Origin of the sequence: Alcanivorax sp. 1008 (assembly GCF_020667895.1) — a bacterium.
Classification (GTDB): domain Bacteria; phylum Pseudomonadota; class Gammaproteobacteria; order Pseudomonadales; family Alcanivoracaceae; genus PGZG01.
In genome coordinates, this window is the sequence record NZ_JAFMPS010000012.1 from 45,674 (window position 1) to 68,097 (window position 22,424).

The following is a 22,424-nucleotide window of genomic DNA, read 5'->3' on the forward strand; positions in this document are numbered from 1 at the left end:
GCCCTCAAAGAAACGTCTGGCGATGGAAGTGCGCCTGATGATAACGGGGTGAGAGGAGAATCAGTAGCGGTGTTTGCCCTGTGCATTTTTTAGCCACTGCTGCCAGCTTTGCTCCAGTGCGCTAAAGCCGCCACTCCACTGTTGATCTATTAGTTCTCGGCTGAAGTCTGCATCCGGATGTGGCGTAGTCAATAGCCTGTTGATCAGTTGACGCCCTTCGGCAGAGTCCATCAGATACCAGACTAACGACCAGCTGGTGGCATAGGACAGGTTGTCGGGGCCGTTGGCGGCGTACCACTGTTTGTATGGTGCATTGATGGTTGCAGCAAGGTGGCCGGGCCGCTCGTTGATACGGCGCTCTTGCAGAGTTTGCAGCCAGTGGCGGTCAAGCGGGATGTCGGCGCTCAATCCATGGACTTGCAGATTCTCGAAATATTCAGCCAGCCCCTCATTAAGCCAGCTGGGAATGGCGTGATCATTGCGGGCGGAAATTGCATGAGAACATTCGTGAATGATCAGTTTGATCAGGGCCCTTTCGTTTGGGATAGCCCAGGTGGTGATCTGGTTGCTAGCACTGTTGTAGAAGCCGGCGGCGTTCTCGAGTACCGGAGCAACCCGCCGCTGGTAGGTTCTGAACTCCGCTTCGTCACCATAGATCATGATGCGAAATTCAGCGCTATCCGAATACTCCATGCCCAGCGCTTGCTGATAAATTGAAAAAATCTTCACCACGGACATGGATAACTTGTCGCGCAGGGGAGGGGGTACGCTGTAGCCAGTGCCATCGATCACAACAGAAAATGGCAGGCTATAGTCGTAGCGTTGTGACAGATCCTCCGTGGTGGTGCTTTGCGGAGGACGGTCACCAAAGTGTAGTCGGCCGGTAGCGTCGCGCCACTGATAGATGCCGCTGCCAGCCGCCTCAGCGGCGAGCAATATCAGGCAGCACGTCGCGAGGCTAGCAAGGCATCTTTGTCGGCCCACAGTTTTGCCATCCATTGTTGGAAGCGTTCCCGGAAAACGGGATCGTTTTCGTAGTCCCCCTGAGATGCCCAGTCCGGTATCGGATGCTGCTGGACAATCACTTGAATATTTCTCTGAGCGCCGCCCAGAAATGCCAGCAGAGTACGCGGCACATCGTTGGGGTAGATGATAGTCACATCCAGCAGGGTGCGTAGATGACCGGACATTGCGCCAAGAGTGAAGGCCGCACCGCCGGCTTTTGGTTTGAGCAGATACTGATAGGGGGATTGCTGCTGGTCGTGCTTGTGTGTGGTAAAGCGAGTGCCTTCAACAAAGTTCATTACTGATGTCGGGAACATGGCGAACTTTTCGCAAGCGGCCCGGGTAGTGGCCAGATCAGTGCCTTTGAGCTCAGGGTTTTTCTCGATTTCTTCACGGCTGTGGCGCTTCATAAAGGGGAAGTCCAGCGCCCACCAGGCATCGCCAAGCATGGGTACTTTGCGCAACTCCTGCTTGAGGAAAAACTTGAGCATGGGAATGCGCCGGTTGAAGATGCGCTGCAGTGTCAGAATGTCGGCCCAGGATTGGTGGTTGCTGATAACGAAGTACCACTGCTGCTTGGTTAAATTATCCATGCCCTCTACCTGCCAGTGGATCTGGCTGAACAGGGCGATGATCAGATTGTTGATCGTGATCCAGAACTCGGCAATCCGCACCAGCCCATGGGAAAGCGCCACCTGAGCCTTGTCGCCTTTGAGAAGCAGCTTCATCACCACCAACAAATACAAAGGCACCATACAGATCAGTGTATTGAAGAACATGGCGACCAGAGCCAGGCTGCCGCGAATCTTGTGGAACAGGTTCATAGGTTGAGTGCGCTCCGTTGTTGTACATCCAGATCAATGATTTTGAGCATCCCTGTCATTGGTGTCTCTGACTCAGGCGACTAAGCTGCCGGCATTCTGTGTCATTTTCTGGAGAGCATAGCATGGCCGGCCCATTGTCCACCCTCAAGGTTCTGGATTTCAGTGCACTGCTGCCGGGGCCGTTTGGCACCCTGATTCTGGCTGATCTTGGTGCTGATGTGCTGCGCCTCGAATCGCCGGGGCGGCCTGACATGGTGCGTATGCTGCCACCCATGGATGAGGGCGTCTCTGCGGTCCACGGCTACCTGAATCGCTCAAAACGCTCGCTGGCTGTGGATCTGAAGAAGCCTGCCGGGGTTCAGGTCGTGCATGAGCTTATCAAGGACTACGACATTGTGGTGGAGCAATTTCGTCCGGGGGTCATGGCTAAGCTTGGGGTTGGCTATGAGCAGCTGCGGGAAATCAATCCGCGCCTAATCTACTGCTCAATCACGGGCTATGGTCAGGATGGTCCCTATCGTAACCGTGCCGGTCATGACATGAACTACTTGTCGATTGCGGGAATGACAGGCTACAACGGGCGTCGTGACTCTGGTCCGGCGCCTATGGCCTTCCAGGTAGCTGATGTGGCGGGTGGTTCATGCCATGCGGTGATGGCCATTTTGGCTGCGGTAATCGAGCGACAGCATAGTGGAGAGGGGCAGTACATCGATATTTCCATGACAGATGCAGCATTTAGCTTGCATGCTCTGACGGCCCCCGGTGCGCTGATTGGCGGGGAAGATCCCCAGCTTGAGGGGACCCAGCTCAACGGAGGCTCGTTCTATGATTGCTATGAAACTTCCGACGGCCGCTGGTTTTCCGTCGGCGGCATTGAGCCCCAGTTTTTCAGTCAGTTCTGCCAGGCGATTGGTCGCCCGGATCTTGCTGGCCGCGGTCTGGCCATGCTGCCGGAGATCGTTGCCGAGGTGAAAGCGGGCATTGCTGAGGCGATGAAGCAAAAGAGCTTCGCCGAATGGGAGCAGATATTCGCTGCGCTGGATTGCTGCACTGAGCCGGTCCTGTCATTTAGTGAGGCGTGTCAGCATCCGCAGCTGGTGGCCAGAGAAATGCTGGTTGATGTGCCCACTGCCTCTGGTGCCAGCCAGCGCCAGGTGGCGTCGCCATTCAAATTTTCGCGCAGTAAGCCTGAGTATCGATATGTTGGCACACGGCTGGGTTCGCACACCGATGAAGTATTGGCTGGCCACGGCTTCACGGCTGAGCAGATCGCCGAACTACGCAAGTCTGGTGCCATTGCCTGATAGTCTGATCCCGTCGGTCGCTGGCCGGCGGGACGGATACCGTTTCCGGTTACTGTGCTGCTGGCTTATGCTTGGGCAATGGTAAGAAGTCCTTCTCCGGTTATTGCTTTCATTTGTCTGCTAGTAAGTGCTGCGGCGTTGCCGCCGGCTTTTGCGGAGCCAGCGGAGCCAGCGGAGCCCGTGGATGTTGCGCTGGCAGAGCCGCAACCTGTCCAATCGCTAGAGACAGGTATTGCCGATGTGTGTGGTCAGCCACTGCCTGGCGATGATGTTCCTCTTTATGATCGAACACATCAGGCCATGTCTCGCGGAGTGTGCTGGTCCGTTGACTGGTTCGATCGTTTCTTCGCCAGCCCGGATAGTCTGCTTGATGAGCCGGCGACCACGCTGGTCCGAGTGATTGGTGCGCATCGTTGGCAAGATGATGGAGATATGGGCGATGAGGTGCGTGTTCGTGCCAGTGTCAATTTGCCTAACCTGTCTAATCGTCTGAGCCTGACATTCCGTAACGATGATGATCCCGATGATGACTTCGCGACCACTGCGGACACCAGGCCAGAGCAGGTTGGTGATAACGAAGATAATACTTTTCGTGCGGCGTTGAACTGGGCTGCCAGGCAAAGAGAAAGGGATTCCATTGATCTGGAGGTAGGTGTCCGATCCGAGTTCAAGACTTTCACTCGGGGGCGCTATCGACTGCGCTTGCCGTTGCCGGGAGATAGGTGGGATTTTCGCTTTACCGAAACGGTGTACTGGATCGATGGTACCGGCTTGGGTACTGAGTCCCGTTTTGAGTTTGCACGACCGCTGACAACACGCACCGCACTTAGGCTGACCACTGAGGCGGAGCATAACGAAGATCTGCAGGAGCGCGAGCTGGGTTGGGATTTAAGTCAGGCAGCAGTGCTGTATTTGCGTCTGAATGCGCGCACTGCGCTGCAGTACAGTGTGTCGGCTCAGGGTTTTAGCGATCTTTCAACTAATGTGGATGTCTGGCGAACCAGTCTGCGTTACCGGCGCAACTTCTTTCGTCGATGGCTTTTCTTTGAGATCGAACCATTTGTTTTCTGGCCGCGTGTTGATGATTACAGTGAGGTTAACGGTGTGGTGCTGCGTCTCGAAACACAGTTCGGCGTATATGAGCCGCTTAATTAACAAAAAGCCCCGCATGGCGGGGCTTTTTGTTATGCCTTAACAGCCTGAATCAAGACTCGCTGCTTCCCTGCTCAGCAGCTGCCTTGGCAGCTGCTTCAGCCTGTTGCTGGCGGCGCAGAATACGCGGGTCATTGCTAGCCCTGCCGGTGCTGGCTACTGCCGGTGATGCTGGCGGATTGGCTGGCTCGGCTGGCTTTTCAACCTGTACCGGTACTGGCTCAGCGACAGCTGCTTGAGCGGGCTCGGGTTCGGCAGCCGGCTGCGTTTCAGCAGCTGGCATATGGTCTTTTGCCTGTTCTTCCACCGTGGTTTCTGTCGCTTGCGTAGACTCCTCCGCAACGACTTCAGGGGTTGCGTTAGATTGCGGCGCGGCAACGTCTGTCTCGGCTGGTGAAACAACTGCCGCCGGCTCTACGCTGGCAGTCGGCGTTTCAGTTTGCTTCGGGCTGGCGGCCTCTGCTGGAGTAGTCGTCGATTCAACAGCTACAGCTGCAACGGCGGCTGCTTCGCTTACAGCTGCAGGTGTGTCGCTGGCAACAACTTCATCATCAGTGCGGGTTTTTCCCTGTTCGCGCTCCTTGCGGCGTGGACGATGGCGCTCGCGGCGCGGGCGATCATCTCGAACATCTTTACGACGCTCGGCTTCTGCGCCCATGGCGGCAGGGTTTTCTGTTACTTCCTCGGAGACTTTTTCCGGCCGGCGCTCAGTCCGCTCCTGACGCTCTGGACGCGGAGCGCGTTCCTGCTTGGGCGCTCGCTCAGGGCGATCGCCACGCTGACGATTATCGGTGCGTTCAGCACGCTCAGGGCGTTCAGTACGCTCGGGGCGTTCTGAACGCTCCTGACGGTCGCCACGCGGAGCGCGGTTATCAGTGCGATCGGCTTTCTCAGGGCGATCACCGCGAGCGTTCTGCTGCACCCGGCCATCACGCGGCTCTCCACGGCGACCGCGGTTACTGCGGTTGCGATTGCGGTTGTTATTGTCATTGCGCGGTGGACGGCTTGGTGCCGGTGGCGGAGTGGGTTTGCTAGCAGGCGCTTCAGCAAACATGGCCTTCAGCCAAGCCACCAGGCGTGCAAAGAAGCCAAGATGAGCAGCCGTGGCCGCAGCAGCCGGCGCTGCCGCTTCCGGGCGGGGCGCTGGGGCGACGGTGTCAGGGGCTACCAGCTTGACTGCAGGCTGCTGGATCTTGATTTCCGCTTCGGTTACTGGCTCCTGCGAAGGGTCGTTGCTTTCCAGCAGGTTTACTTCGTGACTTATCAGGCCATCACTGACTTGATCATCGCGAATGCGCTGCACTTCAAAGTGCGGGGTATCAAGATTCGGATTCGGAATAATCAGAATTCGCGTTTTGTAGCGGCTTTCCAGATCGCGCAACTGCTGGCGTTTTTCATTCAGCATGTAGGTGCCCACCGGCACCGGCACCTGGGCCTGAATCTCGCCGGTACGCTCTTTCATCACTTCTTCTTCGATCAGCCGCAGCACCGATAGCGCCAATGATTTGACGTCACGGATATGGCCCTGGCCGTTACAGCGGGGGCAAACGATGGATGAGGTCTCACCCAGCGACGGACGCAGGCGCTGACGTGACAGCTCCATTAGGCCAAAACGGGAAATTCGACCAATTTGCACCCGGGCGCGGTCGGCCTCCAGAGCTTCACGCAGCCGGTTTTCTACTTCACGCTGGTTGCGCTGTGGCCCCATATCGATGAAGTCGACCACGATCAAGCCACCGATATCGCGCAGTCGCAGCTGGCGGGCGATTTCATCCGCCGCTTCCAGATTGGTGTTAAGGGCGGTTTCCTCAATATCGGCACCCTTGGTGGCGCGGGACGAGTTGATGTCGATGGAAACCAATGCCTCTGTCGGGTCGATCACGATGGACCCACCGGATGGCAGCTTAACTTCACGCTGAAACGCTGACTCGATCTGCGACTCGATCTGGTAGCGAGAGAACAGCGGGATTTCATCCTTGTACTGTTTGATCTTGTGCTGGAAGTCAGCCATCACCTGAGTGACAAAACCCTGAGCTTCCTCGTAGGTCTCTGGCGAGTCGATCAGCACTTCGCCAATATCCTTACGCAGATAGTCGCGGATGGCACGGATAATGGCATTTGATTCCTGATGGATCAGAAATGGCGCCTGACGGCCTTTGGAGGCCTCGTCGATCTTGCTCCACAACTTGAGGAGGAAGTCGAGATCCCACTGTAGCTCTTCAGCGCTGCGGCCAAGGCCGGCAGTGCGGACAATAACACCCATCTCGTCAGGTAGTTTCAGGGAGTTGAGAGCATCCTTCAGTTCCTGACGTTCTTCGCCCTCAATGCGGCGAGAGATGCCTCCGGCGCGCGGGTTGTTGGGCATCAGTACCAGATAGCGGCCTGCCAGACTGATGAAGGTGGACAGGGCTGCGCCCTTGTTGCCACGCTCCTCCTTGTCGACCTGAACGATCACCTCCATGCCTTCACGGATCACATCCTTGATGTTGATCCTGCCACCGGAGTCCTTGTTGTCTTTCTGGAAGTACTCCCGGGAAATTTCTTTAAGAGGAAGAAAGCCGTGACGTTCAGCGCCGAAATCGACAAAAGCAGCTTCCAGGGAGGGTTCGACGCGGGTGATCTTGCCTTTATAGATGTTGGCTTTTTTCTGTTCGCGGGTGCGGTGCTCAATATCCAGATCGTATAGCTTCTGGCCATCGACAAGGGCAACCCGAACCTCTTCGGCGTGGGTTGCATTGATTAACATGCGTTTCATGTTTGCTCATCACATTCTTGTGATGGCATGCAGACAGGCCCGCTAGGGCGGGACAGACCGGCCGAATTGGTCAATGCAACACGTGACGGCCGGCGATAACCGGCAGTTTGGTCACGTCTTGATCATTTTCCCTGATCGAACCTCTTTTTCATTGCGGCTTCATGGCCGGGTTCTGTTATTGCGTGCCTGTTGGGCTCGCCTCACAAAACTGTCATCTTCCGGGGCCGTTTTCTATTCCGGCGCCCATAAATCGGCGTTGTTGATACCGTATGTGTCTGTCGCCACGCTTTGCGGCGTAATCTCTCTGCAGGCCACCGGTTATGTTTTTGCTGCCAGGTAAACACTCTGGCAGCGCCGGTATACATAGCCAGCCTGCGGGCCGGACCAATAAAAGATCCATGGGCTTGCTGTTCTGTCGGCTCCACTTATGGCCATGCTCATGTTCAGCATCCGGTGAATGTTCGCAGCGCGTCACCGGAGGGCGGGCGGAGCCGACGGCCGAGTGTAACAGTGAAACTGCCGGTTGATCAATGAGATAGCTCAGCCCTGCCGGTTGTCAGGGTCACTGTCCGGATTGTGCCGTAGAAATTCCCAAGCAAACCCGGATAACACTCGCTAGAATCGCCGCCATGTCAGAACCTACCCCCGCAAAAGTCACCTTTGTCACCATCGGCGAGGACCGCGTCGGCCAACGGCTGGATAACTTCCTCATCGGTCACCTCAAGGGTGTCCCCAAGTCTCGCATCTATCGAATCATCCGCGATGGGCAGGTGCGGGTGAATAAAAAGCGGGCGTCCCAGACCACTCGCCTCGAAGAAGGTGATGAAGTCCGTATCCCGCCGGTTCGTACCGCCGAGGCCACCGTTGCTCCGGCGGTGGGTGCGGGTCTGGCCGAGCGCCTGACTCGCGGGCTGGTCTATGAGGATGACTGGCTGCTGGTCTACAACAAGCCCGCTGGCCTTGCCGTTCACGGTGGCAGTGGCATCAGTCTTGGCCTGATTGAAACCTTGCGCGCACTGCGCCCCAAAGAAGATCAGCTTGAGCTGGTGCACCGCCTTGACCGGGATACATCCGGCCTGATCATGGTGGCGCGCAAGCGCAGCTTCCTGCGCCGCCTGCAAAAGCTGATGCAAGGTGGCGGTATGGAAAAGCGCTACTGGCTGATATGCCGTGGTTTTAAAGGTCAGAGCCGCAGCATCAATGCGCCATTGCTCAAGCTCACCAGCAGTAATAATGAGCGCATCGTGCGGGTGTCACGGGAGGGTAAAGCCTCTGATACCGAGTTTCGTATTGTTGAACGGCTTGCCGATACCCAGCTGGTGGAGGCAACTCTGGGAACCGGGCGCACCCATCAGATTCGTGTTCATGCCCAGTACGGTGGCTTTCCGCTGTTGGGTGATAGTAAATACGGTGATCCAGCGGTTAATGAACGACTCAAGAAAATGGGAATCCAGCGGCTGTGCCTGCATGCGCGCACCTTAAAGCTGCGCCACCCGGAAACTGGCGCCCAGTTGTCACTGGAAGCCCCGCTGGACGATGCGTTTGAACACGCCCTGAGCGTACTGAAAAAGGAAAAGGTGGCATGAAGCAGCTGGTCATCTTCGACTGGGATGGCACCTTGATGGACTCCACAGGCCGGATTGTTGAGTGCCTGTGTCTGGCGGCCGATGATACAGGTCTGCCTGCGCTGGCCACTGAGCACGCTCGCTCGATTATCGGTCTGGGCCTGCCGGAGGCGATACGTACTCTGTATCCGGGAATCGACAGCGATGATGCGGAACAGATGCGCCAGCATTATGCCCGTCATTTTATCGCTGCTGAGGCGGTGCCCAGTCGGCTGTTTCCCGGAGTGCGTGAGCTGCTTGATGAGCTGAGCGATAGTGGGGTCACCATGGCGGTGGCCACCGGCAAGAGTCGCAAGGGGCTGGACCGGGTTTGGCGGGGTAGCGACTTGGGCGGCTATTTTGCTGCCTCCCGCTGTGCTGATGAGTCTCGTTCCAAGCCACATCCGGCTATGGTTAACGAGCTATTGGCGCAGTTGAACAAAGCCCCCCACCAGGCGCTGGTGGTGGGCGATACCAGTTTTGATCTGGAAATGGCCAACAACGCCGGAGTCGAATCCGTAGCGATGACCTGGGGAGCCCACCCCCGTGAGCTGCTGGCGCAATATTCACCGCGTATGGTGTTGGATGATATTCGCGGTATCCTGCCGCTTCTTAAAATGTCGGAGATGACCTGATATGGATCTGAATCAGGGAGGTCGGCCACAGTCCGATCGCGAGTGGAAACTGCTGGAAAAACTGCTGCTATCGGTACATGACGAGAGCCGCAAGCAGCGCCGCTGGACGATTTTTTTTCGGGTGGTAACGTTTGCCTATCTATTCCTGTTGTTGTTCCTGCTGATGCCAGGACGCATGGGCATGCCAACGCCGGTTAGTGGCGAGCATGTCGGTGTAGTGGATGTATCCGGGGTGATCGCCGATGGCGCTGATGCCAGTGCAGACATGATCGTCACCGGTTTGCGCGAAGCCTTTGAGGCGAATGACAGCAAAGCAGTGCTGTTGCGAATCAATAGCCCTGGTGGTTCACCGGTTCAGTCGGCCTATGTTTATCGGGAGATTATGCGCTTGCGCGACAAACACCCGAACAAGCCGGTATATGCGGTGATTGTGGACATAGGTGCCTCCGGGGCCTATTACATTGCCGCCGCTGCTGACTACATCTATGCAGACCAGGCCAGTATTGTCGGTTCCATTGGCGTGATCATGGCAGGCTTTGGGTTTACCGAGGCGATCGACAAGCTGGGTGTTGAGCGGCGAGTAATGATTGCCGGCAACAACAAGGCATTATTGGATCCTTTTGCGCCAGTGCAAGCTGAGCAACAGAAGCATGTACAGAACATGCTTGACGAGATTCATGGTCAGTTTATCGATGCAGTCAAGCAGGGTCGCGGTGAGCGTCTGACCCAGGGTCGTGATAGCGAAATTTTCTCAGGCCTGTTCTGGACCGGCGAGCGCGCCCTTGAGCTTGGTCTGATCGATGGTCTTGGCAGCCCGGGGCAGGTGTCGCGGGATGTTATTGGTGTTCATGAGATGGTCGATTATACGCCACGCCGGCACCCGCTGGATGATTTGCTGGGGCGGCTAGGCACCAGTATCGGTCAGAGCATGGCCAACGCCCTGGGTGGTATGACCGTGCGTTGAAAGGTTGGCTCAGGGGAGGGCGACGCCTTCCCCGGCCAGCATGTCGGTCAGTCGGATCAGAGGCAGGCCGATGAGAGCATTCGGGTCATCCCCCTCCAATCGACGAAACAGGGTGATGCCAAGCCCTTCCGACTTGAAGCTGCCGGCACAATTGAGCGGCTGTTCCTTGTTGATATATGAATTGATCGCTTCACTGCTGAGCTGGCGGAAGTGAACCTTGAAGGGTTCACAGCACAGCTGGTACTGATCGCTGGCGCTGTTGTACAGGCAGAGTCCTGTGAGAAAAGTGACGCTGCTGCCGCTGGCCTGCCGAAGTTGCTCGACGGCCCGGTCGGCACTGCCTGGTTTGCCAACAATACTGCCGTCTTCCAGCACCGCCACCTGGTCCGAGCCAATTATCAGCGCTGCGGGGTGGCGCGCGGCCACGGCACGGGCTTTTTCCAGTGCCAGACGTTGAACCAGCTCCTCGGCGGGCTCGCCAGGCTGGCGGCTTTCGTCAATATCGGGGCTGTCACACAGGAACTGCAGCCCAAGACGTCCCAGCAGCTCGCGGCGAAAGGGAGAGGAGGAGGCCAGTACCAGTGGTGGGTGTTCTTGGCTCATGTCCGGGCTCCGTAGTCAGGGGTGGCGATTGTCCCGTCAAAAAGGCTTTTCACTCAAGCAGTTAAGCTGGCAAATTGGCTTTGACAGGGGGGCGGCGCATCACTAGAATTGCGCGCCTATGAATTCCGGGCAACTTCCGTCGTTTCTTGAGCCGCGCAAACTGGCCGATCAGGAAGCTGAAATCAAGGGTCAGACCACCGTATCACGGTTGCCCAGACTGGCGGAGTTTCGCGACAGTCAGGATGAAATCGTCGAGGTGGCGCTTCGCTTTGGCCGTGACGAAGAGCGCCGGCAGCAAGTTACAGGCACGGTAAAAACCCGTCTGCAGCTTACCTGTCAGCGTTGTCTGGAGCTGGTGCAGACAGCCGTTCAGGCCAATGTTGCACTGGTGATGGTATATGACGAGGAGCAGATCAAGGCTCTGCCTGAGCATCTGGATCCTTGGCTGGTAACCGATGAGAGAATCACGCTCTCCGAGTTGCTCGAAGAAGAGTTATTGCTGGCGCTGCCGCTGGTGGCCATGCATGAACAATGTCCGGTGGTGCTGCACAAGTCTGCAGAGCCGGCGGCAGCGGTAGAGTCTAAACGGGATAACCCCTTTGCAGTTCTGGCTCAGCTTAAGAACCGGGACGATTAACAGGAGCGCACCATGGCAGTTCAACAGGCACATACCACTCGATCCAAGCGCGGCATGCGTCGTTCCCACGATGCGCTGAGCAAGCCGACCCTGAGCGTCGACAGCAACACTGGTGAGGTTCATCGCCGTCACCATATCACCCCGGATGGCTACTACCGCGGTCGTCAGGTGATCACTCAGGCAGTCGAAATCGACGACGATCAGGAGTAATCCTGAATCAATAAAAACGGGAGCTACGGCTCCCGTTTTTATTTGTGTGATTGCGTTTTCTTACAAAGCGGAAGCGGAAAAATAAATCAGAATCCGGCATAGTGCCGGCCGTTCTGAGCAACAAGAATATCCGGGGAAACTATGTCGCAGGTGACGCTTGCCGTAGATGGCATGGGGGGTGATGCGGGCTTGTCGGTGACTGTGCCGGCGATCGCAAAGCTGCTTGCTGCCAATCAGTCCGTTCACATTATTCTTGTGGCGTTGGATGAGCCCGGCCGGCAGGCTCTGGCGGCGGCGGGTCTTGCCGCACATCCTCGTGTTGAGTTCATTGCTGCGGCAGAAGTGGTCACCATGGATGATCCGGTGGCTGTGGCGTTGCGCAATAAAAAACAATCTTCCATGCGTTTGGCAATTAATCAGGTTCGAGATGGCCGTGCACAGGCCGCAGTGAGCGCTGGTAATACAGGCGCTTTGATGGCCATTTCCCGATTCGTTCTGAAAACTTTGCCGGGCATTGAAAGGCCGGCTATCTGTGCGCCTATTCCAACTCGTAAGGGCCAGTGTCATATGCTGGATCTCGGTGCCAACGTGGACTCCGAACCACAGCATCTGCTGCAGTTCGCCATTATGGGCAGCGCTCTGGTACGTGCTGTGGATCGAATTGAAAACCCGCGTGTCGCTTTGCTCAATATCGGCGAAGAGGACATCAAGGGTAACGAGCAGATCAAAGATGCCGCCCGGCTGCTGGAGGCCCACCCGCAGCTGAATTACGTGGGCTTTGTTGAGGGTAACGGCATTTTTCAGGGCGATGTGGATGTCGTTGTCAGCGATGGTTTTGTTGGTAACGTGGCATTGAAAACCATGGAGGGTGTTGCCTCCATGATCAGTCATATGATTCGTGAGGAGATCTCTCAGTCCTGGTTAAATAAATTTTCTGGTTTGATGGCCTTGCCAGTATTGCGCGGCTTGAAGCAGCGCCTCGACCCGCAGCGCTATAACGGGGCCAGTCTGGTAGGGCTTAACGGTATCGTGGTGAAGAGTCATGGCGGTGCTGACATTAATGGTTTTCTCAGCGCGCTACAGGTTGCTGTGCATGAAGCAGATCGTAACGTGCCGGCACTTATTGGTGCCGGGCTGGCCCAGTCGCCGCTGGTAAATGCAGGAGAGTCTGATGAGTAAAACTGCCTTTATTTTTCCCGGTCAAGGTTCCCAGTCGGTCGCCATGTTGGCCGATCTTGGTGCTGAAACCATGGTTCGGCAGACTTTTCAGGAGGCGTCAGGAGCGCTGGGTTATGATCTTTGGGATCTGATTCAAAGTGGTCCTGCAGAAACGCTCAACAGTACTGATAAAACCCAGCCAGCCCTGCTCGCCAGTGGCGTTGCGTTGTGGCGCTTGTGGCAACAGCGCGGTGCCGCGCGCCCGGACTTTCTTGCCGGGCATAGTTTGGGTGAGTACACCGCACTGGTTTGTGCTGGCGTGTTCAATCTTGGCGATGGCGTCCGTCTGGTTGAAAAACGTGGTCAATTTATGCAGCAGGCGGTGCCGGCGGGTACTGGAGCTATGGCGGCCATTCTTGGTCTTGACGATGATCAGGTTCGTGCTGCTTGCGCCGTCGCTGCTCAGGGTGATGTGGTTGAAGCTGTGAACCTTAATGCGCCTGGTCAGGTGGTGATAGCCGGTAGTGCTGCGGCAGTGGAGCGAGGCATTGCAGCTTGCAAGGATGCCGGTGCCAAGCGCGCCATGGCCCTGCCTGTTAGTGTGCCTTCGCACTGCGCGCTTATGAAGCCGGCAGCCGAGCAGCTGGCCGAGGTGCTTGCTGGCATGGTGCTGCATGCGGCCGAGTTACCAGTAATAAATAATGTTGATGTGGCTGTCGCAACCGATTCGTCACAGATTCGTGATGCACTGGTGCGCCAGTTGTACTCGCCGGTGCGCTGGGTGGAAACGGTTCAGAAGCTCAGAGCAGAAGGCGTGGCTCATGCCTATGAATGCGGCCCTGGAAAAGTGCTGTCCGGTCTGGTGAAGCGCATTGACAAGGAAATGACGGTCTTCGCATTGGAAAATGCAGACGCCTTCAATCGGGCACTGGGAGAAGCATGATGACAGAACAGGCTAAGATTGCTCTGGTTACCGGCGCTAGCCGTGGGATTGGTCGCGCTATTGCAGCGCGGTTGGCAGCAGATGGCTTTACCGTGGTTGGCACAGCCACCTCACAGGCAGGAGCTGACAGTATTGCAGCGTTCTTGCAGGAAAGCGGCTACCAAGGCGGCGCTGTAGTACTGGACGTTGGCGATGCAGGCTCGGTAGAGAGCGCACTGGCAGAGATTAATGGGAAGTTTGGTGCGCCACTGGTGCTGGTTAACAATGCCGGTATTACCCGTGACAACATCATGCTCCGGATGAAGGATGACGAGTGGGATGCGGTGATTAATACCAATCTCAACTCCCTGTTCCGGGTTTGTAAGGGCACTTTGAAGGGCATGACCAAGGCGCGCTGGGGCAGAATTATCAATATCAGCTCTGTGGTGGGTGTTATGGGTAACCCGGGTCAGGCAAACTACGCTGCGGCCAAAGGTGGAGTGGAAGGCTTTACTCGTGCTCTGGCCCGGGAAATTGGCTCGCGCAACATTACTGTAAACAGCGTCGCGCCAGGATTTATCCAGACCGATATGACTGATCATTTGCCGGAAGCGCAGCGTGAAGCGCTACTGTCACAGATCCCTCTGGGCCGCCTTGGCAGCCCGGAAGAGATAGCCAGCGCAGTGGCCTGGTTGGCCAGTGACGGTGGCGGATATGTCACTGGCACTACAATTCATGTCAATGGCGGTATGTTCACTGGCTGATAATGCATCCTATTGGTGCGTTATCTGGTTGATTTTGTGAAGTAATATGCAGTAACAGGAACCTCGGCGCTAACTGGGATCGCGGCTTGCATGGGCTGGAAGCGTTCACCTAGAATAGCCGCCTGAGGTGCACAGTCACCGATAACAGGAGAGAACACTCATCATGAGCAGCATCGAAGAACGGGTAACCAAGATTATTGTTGAGCAACTGGGGGTCAAGCCGGAAGACATCAAGCCGGAAGCCTCTTTCGTAGAGGACCTGGGTGCCGATTCTCTGGATACCGTTGAGCTGGTGATGGCTCTCGAAGAGGAATTCGAAACCGAGATCCCGGACGAGGAAGCCGAAAAGATCAACACCGTCCAGGCAGCCATCGACTACGTTAAGTCGCACAGCTGATTGATCCGGTGATATGAAAAAGCCGCAGGCTCTTCAGGGCTTGCGGCTTTTTCGTTTTATATCCCGGTAAAAATATTGCAACAATAACGGCTTGCAATAGGCAGTCTTTTTGTCGGTCGTGAAGGCCATGGAGTTAGATATGCGTCGTGTGGTGGTAACGGGTATGGGGATGCTAACGCCGCTGGGAGTGGATGTGGCGTCATCCTGGCAGGGCCTGGTCGCCGGTAAGAGCGGCATTCGCAGCATAGAGCATTTCGATACATCGGCATTTTCAACTCGCTTTGCTGGCATAGTGCCGGAGTTTGCTCTGGAGGAGTATCTGCCCCTCAAGGACGCCCGCAAGATGGATGTTTTTATCCAGCATGGCATGGTGGCAGCGATTCAGGCGATCCGTGATAGCGGTATTGAAGTGACCGAGAAAAATGGTGGTCGTATTGGTGTGGCAATTGGTTCAGGTATTGGAGGGCTGACCGGTATCGAGGAAAACCACCGTAAAATGCTTGATGGTGGACCACGCAAGATCTCACCGTTTTTTGTCCCCGGCTCAATTATCAATATGCTGGCTGGCAATCTTTCCATTATGTATGGCCTGCGTGGCCCCAATATCGCTATTGTTACTGCCTGCACCTCCGGAACTCACAATATCGGTTTTGCCGCTCAGCAGATTCAGCTTGGCACAGCTGACGTGATGATCGCCGGTGGTGCGGAAAAGGCGTCCTGCGAACTGGGCATGGGGGGCTTCGCCGCCGCTCGTGCGCTGTCTACCCGCAATGATGATCCGCAGGCAGCTTCACGTCCCTGGGACCGTGATCGTGATGGTTTTGTCCTTTCCGACGGTGCAGGCATGGTTGTGCTGGAAGAGTATGAGCATGCCAAGGCTCGCGGAGCGCATATCTATGCTGAGTTGATTGGCTTCGGAATGAGCGGTGATGCTTATCACATGACTTCGCCCCCGGAAGATGGCTCGGGCGCTGCCATGGCGATGCGCAATGCGTTAACCAGCGCCGGGGTTGCGGCAGAACAAATCGGCTATATCAACGCACATGGCACCTCCACCAAGGCCGGTGATCTGGCTGAGGCGACGGCGGTTAAATCGGTGTTTGGTGATCATGCGCATCGGCTGGCAATCAGCTCGACCAAGTCAATGATCGGCCACCTGCTTGGTGCGGCAGGCGCGGTGGAGGCAATTATCAGCATCCTCGCCCTGCGTGATCAGGTGGCGCCGCCGACCATCAATCTGGACAACCCGGATGACGGCTGTGACCTGGATTTCGTTGCCCATCAGGCGCAACAGCGTGACCTGAAGGTGGTGCTGTCAAACTCGTTTGGCTTTGGCGGTACCAATGGTTCACTGGTATTTCGCCAGATCTGATGTCTGAGTTGACTGCAGAGTCTGAGGCAGCCGCGCTGGTCAGCAGTGAAGATCGTGGCCTTGCCTATGGTGACGGGCTGTTTGAAACCGTGCGTATGGCGTCTGGCCAGATGCCGCTGTGGCCGCGTCACCGCGAGAGGTTGGCAAGCGGCGCCGCCCGTCTTGGCATTCCATTGCCTACTGAGCTACTGGAAGAGCAAATCGCTCTTCAGTGTGCCCTGGGTGGCGATGCGGTGGTCAAAATCACCCTCACCCGCGGGGTTGGCGGTCGAGGTTACAGTGCCCCTGCGGAGCCGTCTCCAACCCTGCTGTGCCGGCGTCATCCACTTGTTTTGCCCGCAGAGGATCGCTATCGCGATGGCCTGACATTGGGCGTCTGTGATATCCGTCTTGCCTCACAGCCAGTGCTGGCCGGCATCAAGCATCTGAATCGTCTGGAGCAGGTGCTGGCCCGTCGCCAGGTGGATGCCGCCGGCTGGCATGATGGACTTCTGCTGGGAGGCTCTGATGAGCCTCTGGAGCTGACCGCGATGAACCTGTTTGCCCGCTTTGGCGCTAGTCTGTGGACGCCAGCGCTCAGCCAAGCTGGTGTTGACGGGGTGATGCGTGGTTATGTGCTGGATACTTTGGCGCCTGCTCTGGGGCTTGCGGTGCAGGTCAGCGCTGGAACCCTGTCGCAACTAGAGCAGGCCGATGAATTGTTTGCCTGCAATAGTGTTGCTGGAATCCTGCCGGTCCGTAAACTGGCACTTTGCAGCTGGCCCGTCGGGGATGTCACCCGTGCCATGCAACTGCGGGTCAGTGAATTATTTACAGGGAGCTAACAATTGCGCGCGAAATATGTGGGATTGCTGGCTTTGCTGGTGGCATTTACTGCCGTTGGCACGCTGTTCTGGCTGGCTGGCCATGTACATCGGCCGCTACAAGTTGAGCAGGAACAGGTTGTCAGCATTGCGCCCGGCAGTAGTTTGAATGGAGTGCTGCGCAAGTTTGCCCGTGAAGGCTTGCTTGGAGACCCTGGCGAAGCCAAGCGCCGCCGGCTTGGCGCCCGTCTGTATGACCTTTTTACCGATATTTCCCAGCGCATTCAGGTTGGCGAGTATGCGCTCAAGCCTGGTGACACGCTGCTCCAGCTGCTGCTACGCATTGAGAGGGGGGATGTTGTGCAGCGTAGCTTTACCCTGATTGAAGGCTGGAATATGCGTGAGTTACGTGCTGCGTTGACGACCGCTCCCAGCCTGCGCCAGACGCTTGAGGGAATGGATGACAATGCTTTGATGGCCGCTCTGGGGTTGCCCGGGGAAAGCCCTGAGGGCTGGTTTGCTCCGGATACCTGGCACTACACCAGTAATGACAGTGATCTGGATTTATTGCGTCGGGCGTTTGAGCGTCAGCAGACTCTTGTTAACGACGCTTGGAGTAGTAGAGCGGCGAACCTGCCCTACAGTGACGCCTACGATGTGCTGATCATGGCCTCCATTATCGAAAAGGAAACCGGCGTGCCTTCAGAGCGTGGTGAGATTGCCGGGGTCTTCGTTGAGAGGCTGCGGAGAGGTATGCGTCTGCAGACAGACCCGACCGTGATATACGGTATGGGCGAGCGCTATAACGGGCGTATCCGCAGTGCCGATCTGCGTGAGCCCACCCCTTGGAATACCTACGTCATCAAGGGGCTGCCGCCAACGCCGATAGCCATGCCCGGAGCTGATGCTATTCGCGCAGCGGTGGCGCCGGCGCAGACTCAGGCGTTGTTTTTTGTTGCCCGTGGGGATGGCTCCCATGTTTTCTCTCGCACTCTGGAAGAACACAATCGGGCGGTGCGCGAATTCCAGCTACGCCGTCGAGAGGATTATCGGTCCTCCCCGGCACCGGCAGGAAACACACCTTGATGCGCGGACGATTCATTACCTTTGAAGGGGGCGAGGGCGCCGGCAAGTCGAGCAATGTGCAGCTGGTTGCCCGTTTCCTGCGTGACCATGGCGCTGAGGTAGTGGTGACTCGAGAGCCTGGTGGTACGCCGCTGGCGGAGGATATCCGCAACCTGCTGTTGGCCCCACGTGACGAAATCATGCAAGCGGACACGGAGCTGTTGCTGATGTTCGCTGCCCGCGCCCAGCATGTGGGCGCATTAATTGAACCGGCCCTGCAGCGCGGTGCCTGGGTGCTCTCGGATCGTTTTGTCGATGCCAGCTACGCCTATCAAGGGGGCGGTCGCGGCTTGTCCATGCAGCGTATCTCTGCCCTGGAAGAGTTGGTGCTGGGTGGTCTGAAGCCTGACCTGACGCTGCTGTTTGATGTGCCCGTGGAAGTGGGGCTGGCGCGGGCTGGCCGGCGTGGTGACCTGGACCGTATTGAGCAGGAGGACATGGCCTTTTTTCAGCGCATCCGTGATACCTATTTGCAGCGTGCCGAGGCGGAGCCGCAACGTTTTCAAGTGCTGAACGCAGCGGCGCCGCTGCAACAGGTACAGGAACAGCTGCTGGGCACTTTGACACGCTGCTGGCAGCAATGGAGTCAGCCATGAGTGCTGGCCGAGCAACCGTGCAAGTGCCCTGTATCTGGCACCGTGATTTGTTGGCCGAGCTGATGCAGCAGGCCGTTGATCAGCGGCTGCCCCATGCACTGGTGCTTTCTGGTCCTGCCGGTATAGGTAAACAGCGTTTGGCGCGGGCTTTTCTGGAGGCCCTGTTGTGTCAGCAGCCGCAAGGTGGACTGGCCTGTGGTGATTGCCAGTCCTGCCACCTGGTGGCCGCTGGCAGCCATCCGGATATGGCGCTGCTGGTCCCCAATGAAGAGAAGAAAAGCAAGGTTATCAAGGTCGATCAGGTTCGTGATCTGGTGGACTTTTTCTCCAAGACCGCGCAGTACGGTGGCCGTCGAGTGGCCCTGCTTTGGCCGGCTGAGTCAATGAACCGAAATGCCCAGAATGCCTTGCTCAAGACCTTGGAGGAGCCGGGCAGCGGTGCCTTTTTGCTGTTGTTGTGCGATCAGCCTAGCCGATTGCTGCCCACTGTGCGTAGTCGCTGCCAGCAGCGTCAGCTTGGTGTGCCGGATCAGCCCACTGCCCAGGCCTGGTTGGCTGAGCAGACTGGCGATGAAAGTCAGGCCCGGGCGTTACTTGCCGCAGCTGGGGGGGCGCCACTGAAAGCACTGCAGCTTGAGCAGGTGGAGTGGTTTGCTCAGCGTGACACTCTGCTAGGGCAGTTTGTTGCCGTACTGGAGGGCAGAACTCCGGTCAGTATCGCTGCTCAGACGCTTCTTAAGCATGAGCCACTGCCCCTGCTGGAGGCCTTGCACGGCTGGCTGGCGGCGGCGCTGCGTGGCCAGCAGGCGGACGATAAGCTGGCGCCGGTAATGAATAGACTGCGGCAAAGGCTGAGCGATCGCCGCCTTTTGCAGCTCGCAGCTGAGGTCCAACGTGCACGCCAGCTGTTGCAATCCAGTGCCAATCCGAATCCCGCTTTGCTGATGGAGCGCCTGTTACTGCTGGCTGTCGGAGTTGACGCCATGGCAGCCGCCTTCTAATCTGCGACATGTTTCGTACCGGAGTAAAAAATAATGAAAATGCCCGGCGGTGGGGGCGGAATCCTCTCCCTGACAATCAAGGACAAGGCGGTTCTGTATGCTGCCTACATGCCATTTATCCGCCATGGAGGCCTGTTTATTCCCACCGCGAAGGATTACAAACTTGGCGATGAGGTATTTCTGCTGCTTAATCTGATGGATGAGGCAGAGAAAATTCCGGTGGCCGGGAAGGTGATCTGGATTACCCCGAAGGGTGCCCAGGGCAACCGTAGCGCCGGTGTCGGAGTGCAGTTCTCCGATCAGGACGACACGGCTCGCAAGACAATCGAAAATTATCTGGCGGGTTCGTTGGAGTCGGATCGCCCGACCCATACCATGTAAATCGTCCTGTGCAAGGATGACGGAGTTTAACCAGCGCCCGCTTCAGCGGGCGTTGCAGTTTTGAGAGAGGCACATGACAGCAGCGCTGAACGGTTTGGTGGATTCTCACTGTCACCTGGATCGGATTGACCTGAAAGACTACCCGCAGGGCTTGCCCCAGTTGCTGGAGGCCGCAGCGGCGGCCGGCGTCAGCCATCTATTGTGCATTGGTGTGGATATGGAGAGTTTTCCGGCAGTACGGGAGCTGGCGGAGCGCTATGCCCATGTTCACTGCACGGTTGGCGTCCATCCACTATATCGTCAGTCTCGTCCTGCGGCGCGCGCTGAACTGGTAGAGCTTGCGCAACATCCGCGGGTGGTGGCCATTGGCGAAACCGGGCTGGATTATTTTTACGCAAAAGATGATACCCGCGGGCAGCGAGAGAGCTTTGCCGAACATATTGCGGCGGCTCGGGAAACCGGTCTGCCACTGGTGATTCATACTCGTGATGCGCGCGAGGATACCATCGCCATGTTGCGTGATCTTGGTGACGGCAAGGTGCGTGGCGTGCTGCACTGTTTTACCGAGGATCTGGCCATGGCTGAGCAGGCCATGGAGCTTGGTTTTTATATTTCCATTTCAGGGATTGTTACCTTTGCCAATGCGGAGCCCCTGCGCGATGTGGTCAGAGCGCTGCCACTGGAGCGTTTGCTGATAGAGACGGATGCACCCTGGTTGGCCCCGGTACCGCACCGCGGCAAGCAGAACGAACCACGCTTTGTCGCCGATGTGGCCCGCTTTGTTGCTGACCTGAAGCAGTTGCCGGCGACAGAGCTTGTCGCCATCACCCGGGATAATTTTTTCTCTCTGTTTAATAAGGCGAAACCGGTATGACCCTATCTGCTTTGGTGCCCTCTGTGCTTGCCTTGCTGCTCGGTCTGTTAGCAGGTGCAACGTTGGCATGGTGGCGTCTGCGCACGGACGATGCCGACGCCCATCAACAGATTCGTTTACAGACTGAGCTTGATGGCACGCGGCAACAGCTTGTGGCTATGCAGGCCGAGTTGGCAGCGGCCCGTGGCCAGCTTGGTGAGAATCAGCAGCAGCTGGCGGAAGCGCGTGCTGAGTCAGCGCGGTGGCAGGAGCGGGAAAAGAACCAGCAGGAGCGACTTAACTGGCTTGAGCAAAGTCGCGAACAGATGAAAAAGGATTTCGAAGCATTGTCGGCGCGGATTTTTGAGGAACGCACCCAGAAACTGCAGGAGCAGAACCGTACCGGGTTGGATGATGTGCTGAAACCGTTTCGTGAGCAGCTGCAGGACTTTCGCCGCCGGGTAGATCAGATTCACAGTGATGACAATCGTCAGCAGGCCACGCTGTTGGAGCAAATCCGTAACCTGCAGCAACTGAACCAGACCATGGTTGAAGATGCGCGGCACTTGACCAACGCGCTGAAAGGTCAAACCAAAACCCAGGGCAACTGGGGCGAGATGATACTGGAGCGGATTCTGGAAGAGTCCGGTCTGGTGCGTGGCCGTGAATACGAAACCCAGGTTTCCATGACCACCGAATCCGGTCAGCGCCGTCAGCCGGATGTGATTGTCCATCTGCCGGATAACAAGGATGTGATCGTTGATGCCAAGGTTTCCCTGACCGCATACGAACGATTTTGCCGAGAGGACGACGAGGAGCTGCGCCGTCAGGCGCTGGATGAGCATGTGCAGTCGCTGCGCTCACATATTCGCGGCCTGAACCGCAAAGAGTACGAAGGCCTTGATGGGGTGCAGACACTGGATTTCGTGCTGCTTTTCATTCCTGTCGAAGCGGCTTTTTTATCTGCCATGGAAAAAGCGCCCGAGCTCTACAACGAGGCCTATAACAAGCATATCGTGCTGGTGAGCCCGACCACCTTGCTGGTCACCCTGCGCACGATCAACAATATCTGGCGTAACGAATATCAGAATCGAAATGCCCTGGAGATTGCAGATCGAGCCGGCAAGATTTGTGACCAGATCACCCTGATCGCCGAGTCATTGGATGATGTTGGCGACAAGCTGGGCAAGGCACAGAAGGCCTATGACACCGCCTACGATCGCTTGAGCCGTGGCCGGGGAAACCTTCTCGGCCAGGCGCACAAGCTGCAATCACTGGGTGCCAGGGCCCGCAAGCAGCTGCCTGCACCTCAGGATGACAACGAAGAATAAAAAAAAGCCCGACAATCCGGGGGAGGAG

At 57.0% G+C, this 22,424-nt stretch carries 23 protein-coding genes; 19 read left to right on the forward strand and 4 right to left on the reverse strand.

The genetic code is table 11. The features are described from left to right. Positions 1–60: 60 nt before the first annotated feature. Together J1C54_RS12735 and J1C54_RS12740 are read right to left on the reverse strand one after the other, a co-directional pair. Positions 61–999 carry a DUF4124 domain-containing protein gene (locus J1C54_RS12735; RefSeq protein ID WP_229148446.1) on the reverse strand — a complete coding sequence of 313 codons (939 nt, stop codon included), beginning with the start codon at positions 997–999 and terminating at the stop codon, positions 61–63. Continuing rightward, on the reverse strand, positions 939–1,829 hold the full coding sequence (locus J1C54_RS12740; protein ID WP_229148449.1) for an acyltransferase: 891 nt from the start codon (positions 1,827–1,829) through the stop codon (positions 939–941). The genes J1C54_RS12735 and J1C54_RS12740 overlap by 61 nt, the downstream gene beginning before the upstream one ends. Positions 1,830–1,951: 122 nt before the next feature. Between J1C54_RS12740 and J1C54_RS12745 the strand changes: the two genes are divergently transcribed. Beyond that, positions 1,952–3,133 (forward strand): CaiB/BaiF CoA-transferase family protein, encoded by a 1,182-nt coding sequence (locus J1C54_RS12745; RefSeq protein ID WP_229148453.1) that lies wholly within the window; start codon positions 1,952–1,954, stop codon positions 3,131–3,133. Between the two features lie 78 nt (positions 3,134–3,211). Continuing rightward, complete coding sequence (locus J1C54_RS12750) at positions 3,212–4,288, forward strand: hypothetical protein (RefSeq protein ID WP_229148455.1); 1,077 nt, start codon at positions 3,212–3,214, stop codon at positions 4,286–4,288. A gap of 49 nt (positions 4,289–4,337) precedes the next feature. Here J1C54_RS12750 and rne read toward each other — a convergent pair whose 3' ends face one another. Continuing rightward, positions 4,338–7,040: a ribonuclease E gene (rne, locus tag J1C54_RS12755; protein ID WP_229148459.1), complete on the reverse strand. Its 2,703-nt coding sequence runs from the start codon at positions 7,038–7,040 to the stop codon at positions 4,338–4,340. Positions 7,041–7,669: 629 nt separating this feature from the next. On the opposite strand from rne, the gene J1C54_RS12760 reads away from it, so the two are divergent. The 3 genes from J1C54_RS12760 to sppA are packed head-to-tail and all read left to right on the forward strand — an operon-like array spanning position 7,670 to position 10,243. Beyond that, on the forward strand, positions 7,670–8,626 hold the full coding sequence (locus J1C54_RS12760) for an RluA family pseudouridine synthase (RefSeq protein ID WP_229148461.1): 957 nt from the start codon (positions 7,670–7,672) through the stop codon (positions 8,624–8,626). Continuing rightward, entirely contained in the window at positions 8,623–9,279 is a 657-nt protein-coding gene (locus J1C54_RS12765; RefSeq protein ID WP_229148462.1) for an HAD family hydrolase, read from the forward strand. Before J1C54_RS12760 ends, J1C54_RS12765 begins: the two co-directional genes overlap by 4 nt. 1 nt (position 9,280) lies before the next feature. Further along, positions 9,281–10,243, forward strand: coding sequence for a signal peptide peptidase SppA (sppA, locus tag J1C54_RS12770; RefSeq protein WP_229148463.1), 963 nt, complete (start codon positions 9,281–9,283; stop codon positions 10,241–10,243). Between the two features lie 9 nt (positions 10,244–10,252). Here the strand turns inward: sppA and J1C54_RS12775 are convergent, their stop codons facing one another. Next, entirely contained in the window at positions 10,253–10,846 is a 594-nt protein-coding gene (locus J1C54_RS12775; protein ID WP_229148464.1) for a nucleoside triphosphate pyrophosphatase, read from the reverse strand. Between the two features lie 118 nt (positions 10,847–10,964). Between J1C54_RS12775 and J1C54_RS12780 the strand changes: the two genes are divergently transcribed. From J1C54_RS12780 to rmuC, 14 genes are all read left to right on the forward strand, one after another. Next, positions 10,965–11,483, forward strand: a complete 519-nt coding sequence (locus J1C54_RS12780) for a YceD family protein (RefSeq protein ID WP_229148467.1) — start codon at positions 10,965–10,967, stop codon at positions 11,481–11,483. Between the two features lie 12 nt (positions 11,484–11,495). Beyond that, entirely contained in the window at positions 11,496–11,693 is a 198-nt protein-coding gene (gene rpmF, locus J1C54_RS12785; protein WP_229148470.1) for a 50S ribosomal protein L32, read from the forward strand. Positions 11,694–11,834: 141 nt separating this feature from the next. Further along, on the forward strand, positions 11,835–12,872 hold the full coding sequence (plsX, locus tag J1C54_RS12790; RefSeq protein ID WP_229148473.1) for a phosphate acyltransferase PlsX: 1,038 nt from the start codon (positions 11,835–11,837) through the stop codon (positions 12,870–12,872). Then, the gene (gene fabD, locus J1C54_RS12795; protein ID WP_229148475.1) at positions 12,865–13,794 is read left to right on the forward strand and encodes an ACP S-malonyltransferase; all 930 of its coding nucleotides are present in this window, start codon (positions 12,865–12,867) and stop codon (positions 13,792–13,794) included. Before plsX ends, fabD begins: the two co-directional genes overlap by 8 nt. Then, positions 13,794–14,537 (forward strand): 3-oxoacyl-ACP reductase FabG, encoded by a 744-nt coding sequence (gene fabG / locus J1C54_RS12800; RefSeq protein WP_229148476.1) that lies wholly within the window; start codon positions 13,794–13,796, stop codon positions 14,535–14,537. Before fabD ends, fabG begins: the two co-directional genes overlap by 1 nt. Positions 14,538–14,700: 163 nt before the next feature. After that, a complete protein-coding gene (gene acpP, locus J1C54_RS12805) occupies positions 14,701–14,934 on the forward strand; it encodes an acyl carrier protein (protein WP_229148477.1) in 234 nt (77 codons plus the stop codon). A 139-nt stretch (positions 14,935–15,073) separates the two neighbouring features. Then, the gene (gene fabF, locus J1C54_RS12810; protein ID WP_229148479.1) at positions 15,074–16,306 is read left to right on the forward strand and encodes a beta-ketoacyl-ACP synthase II; all 1,233 of its coding nucleotides are present in this window, start codon (positions 15,074–15,076) and stop codon (positions 16,304–16,306) included. Then, complete coding sequence (gene pabC / locus J1C54_RS12815) at positions 16,306–17,130, forward strand: aminodeoxychorismate lyase (protein ID WP_229148482.1); 825 nt, start codon at positions 16,306–16,308, stop codon at positions 17,128–17,130. Before fabF ends, pabC begins: the two co-directional genes overlap by 1 nt. 3 nt (positions 17,131–17,133) lie before the next feature. After that, positions 17,134–18,195: an endolytic transglycosylase MltG gene (gene mltG / locus J1C54_RS12820; protein ID WP_229148485.1), complete on the forward strand. Its 1,062-nt coding sequence runs from the start codon at positions 17,134–17,136 to the stop codon at positions 18,193–18,195. After that, positions 18,195–18,830: a dTMP kinase gene (gene tmk, locus J1C54_RS12825; RefSeq protein WP_229148486.1), complete on the forward strand. Its 636-nt coding sequence runs from the start codon at positions 18,195–18,197 to the stop codon at positions 18,828–18,830. Before mltG ends, tmk begins: the two co-directional genes overlap by 1 nt. Then, a complete protein-coding gene (locus tag J1C54_RS12830; RefSeq protein ID WP_229148487.1) occupies positions 18,827–19,831 on the forward strand; it encodes a DNA polymerase III subunit delta' in 1,005 nt (334 codons plus the stop codon). Before tmk ends, J1C54_RS12830 begins: the two co-directional genes overlap by 4 nt. Before the next feature lie 33 nt (positions 19,832–19,864). Next, positions 19,865–20,212 carry a PilZ domain-containing protein gene (locus J1C54_RS12835; protein WP_229148489.1) on the forward strand — a complete coding sequence of 116 codons (348 nt, stop codon included), beginning with the start codon at positions 19,865–19,867 and terminating at the stop codon, positions 20,210–20,212. Between the two features lie 73 nt (positions 20,213–20,285). Continuing rightward, positions 20,286–21,086 carry a TatD family hydrolase gene (locus J1C54_RS12840; RefSeq protein ID WP_229148490.1) on the forward strand — a complete coding sequence of 267 codons (801 nt, stop codon included), beginning with the start codon at positions 20,286–20,288 and terminating at the stop codon, positions 21,084–21,086. Continuing rightward, a complete protein-coding gene (gene rmuC, locus J1C54_RS12845; RefSeq protein WP_229148491.1) occupies positions 21,083–22,396 on the forward strand; it encodes a DNA recombination protein RmuC in 1,314 nt (437 codons plus the stop codon). The genes J1C54_RS12840 and rmuC overlap by 4 nt, the downstream gene beginning before the upstream one ends. Positions 22,397–22,424 lie beyond the last annotated feature (28 nt).

Excerpts from the sequence above, each read along its gene's own strand:
- J1C54_RS12735 (WP_229148446.1), bottom strand. The coding sequence starts at position 999 with ATGGATGGCAAAACTGTGGGCCGACAAAGATGCCTTGCTAGCCTCGCG.
- J1C54_RS12740 (WP_229148449.1), bottom strand. The coding sequence starts at position 1,829 with ATGAACCTGTTCCACAAGATTCGCGGCAGCCTGGCTCTGGTCGCCATG.
- J1C54_RS12745 (WP_229148453.1), top strand. The coding sequence starts at position 1,952 with ATGGCCGGCCCATTGTCCACCCTCAAGGTTCTGGATTTCAGTGCACTG.
- J1C54_RS12750 (WP_229148455.1), top strand. The coding sequence starts at position 3,212 with ATGGTAAGAAGTCCTTCTCCGGTTATTGCTTTCATTTGTCTGCTAGTA.
- rne (WP_229148459.1), bottom strand. The coding sequence starts at position 7,040 with ATGAAACGCATGTTAATCAATGCAACCCACGCCGAAGAGGTTCGGGTT.
- J1C54_RS12760 (WP_229148461.1), top strand. The coding sequence starts at position 7,670 with ATGTCAGAACCTACCCCCGCAAAAGTCACCTTTGTCACCATCGGCGAG.
- J1C54_RS12765 (WP_229148462.1), top strand. The coding sequence starts at position 8,623 with ATGAAGCAGCTGGTCATCTTCGACTGGGATGGCACCTTGATGGACTCC.
- sppA (WP_229148463.1), top strand. The coding sequence starts at position 9,281 with ATGGATCTGAATCAGGGAGGTCGGCCACAGTCCGATCGCGAGTGGAAA.
- J1C54_RS12775 (WP_229148464.1), bottom strand. The coding sequence starts at position 10,846 with ATGAGCCAAGAACACCCACCACTGGTACTGGCCTCCTCCTCTCCCTTT.
- J1C54_RS12780 (WP_229148467.1), top strand. The coding sequence starts at position 10,965 with ATGAATTCCGGGCAACTTCCGTCGTTTCTTGAGCCGCGCAAACTGGCC.
- rpmF (WP_229148470.1), top strand. The coding sequence starts at position 11,496 with ATGGCAGTTCAACAGGCACATACCACTCGATCCAAGCGCGGCATGCGT.
- plsX (WP_229148473.1), top strand. The coding sequence starts at position 11,835 with ATGTCGCAGGTGACGCTTGCCGTAGATGGCATGGGGGGTGATGCGGGC.
- fabD (WP_229148475.1), top strand. The coding sequence starts at position 12,865 with ATGAGTAAAACTGCCTTTATTTTTCCCGGTCAAGGTTCCCAGTCGGTC.
- fabG (WP_229148476.1), top strand. The coding sequence starts at position 13,794 with ATGACAGAACAGGCTAAGATTGCTCTGGTTACCGGCGCTAGCCGTGGG.
- acpP (WP_229148477.1), top strand. The coding sequence starts at position 14,701 with ATGAGCAGCATCGAAGAACGGGTAACCAAGATTATTGTTGAGCAACTG.
- fabF (WP_229148479.1), top strand. The coding sequence starts at position 15,074 with ATGCGTCGTGTGGTGGTAACGGGTATGGGGATGCTAACGCCGCTGGGA.
- pabC (WP_229148482.1), top strand. The coding sequence starts at position 16,306 with ATGTCTGAGTTGACTGCAGAGTCTGAGGCAGCCGCGCTGGTCAGCAGT.
- tmk (WP_229148486.1), top strand. The coding sequence starts at position 18,195 with ATGCGCGGACGATTCATTACCTTTGAAGGGGGCGAGGGCGCCGGCAAG.
- J1C54_RS12830 (WP_229148487.1), top strand. The coding sequence starts at position 18,827 with ATGAGTGCTGGCCGAGCAACCGTGCAAGTGCCCTGTATCTGGCACCGT.
- J1C54_RS12835 (WP_229148489.1), top strand. The coding sequence starts at position 19,865 with ATGAAAATGCCCGGCGGTGGGGGCGGAATCCTCTCCCTGACAATCAAG.
- J1C54_RS12840 (WP_229148490.1), top strand. The coding sequence starts at position 20,286 with ATGACAGCAGCGCTGAACGGTTTGGTGGATTCTCACTGTCACCTGGAT.
- rmuC (WP_229148491.1), top strand. The coding sequence starts at position 21,083 with ATGACCCTATCTGCTTTGGTGCCCTCTGTGCTTGCCTTGCTGCTCGGT.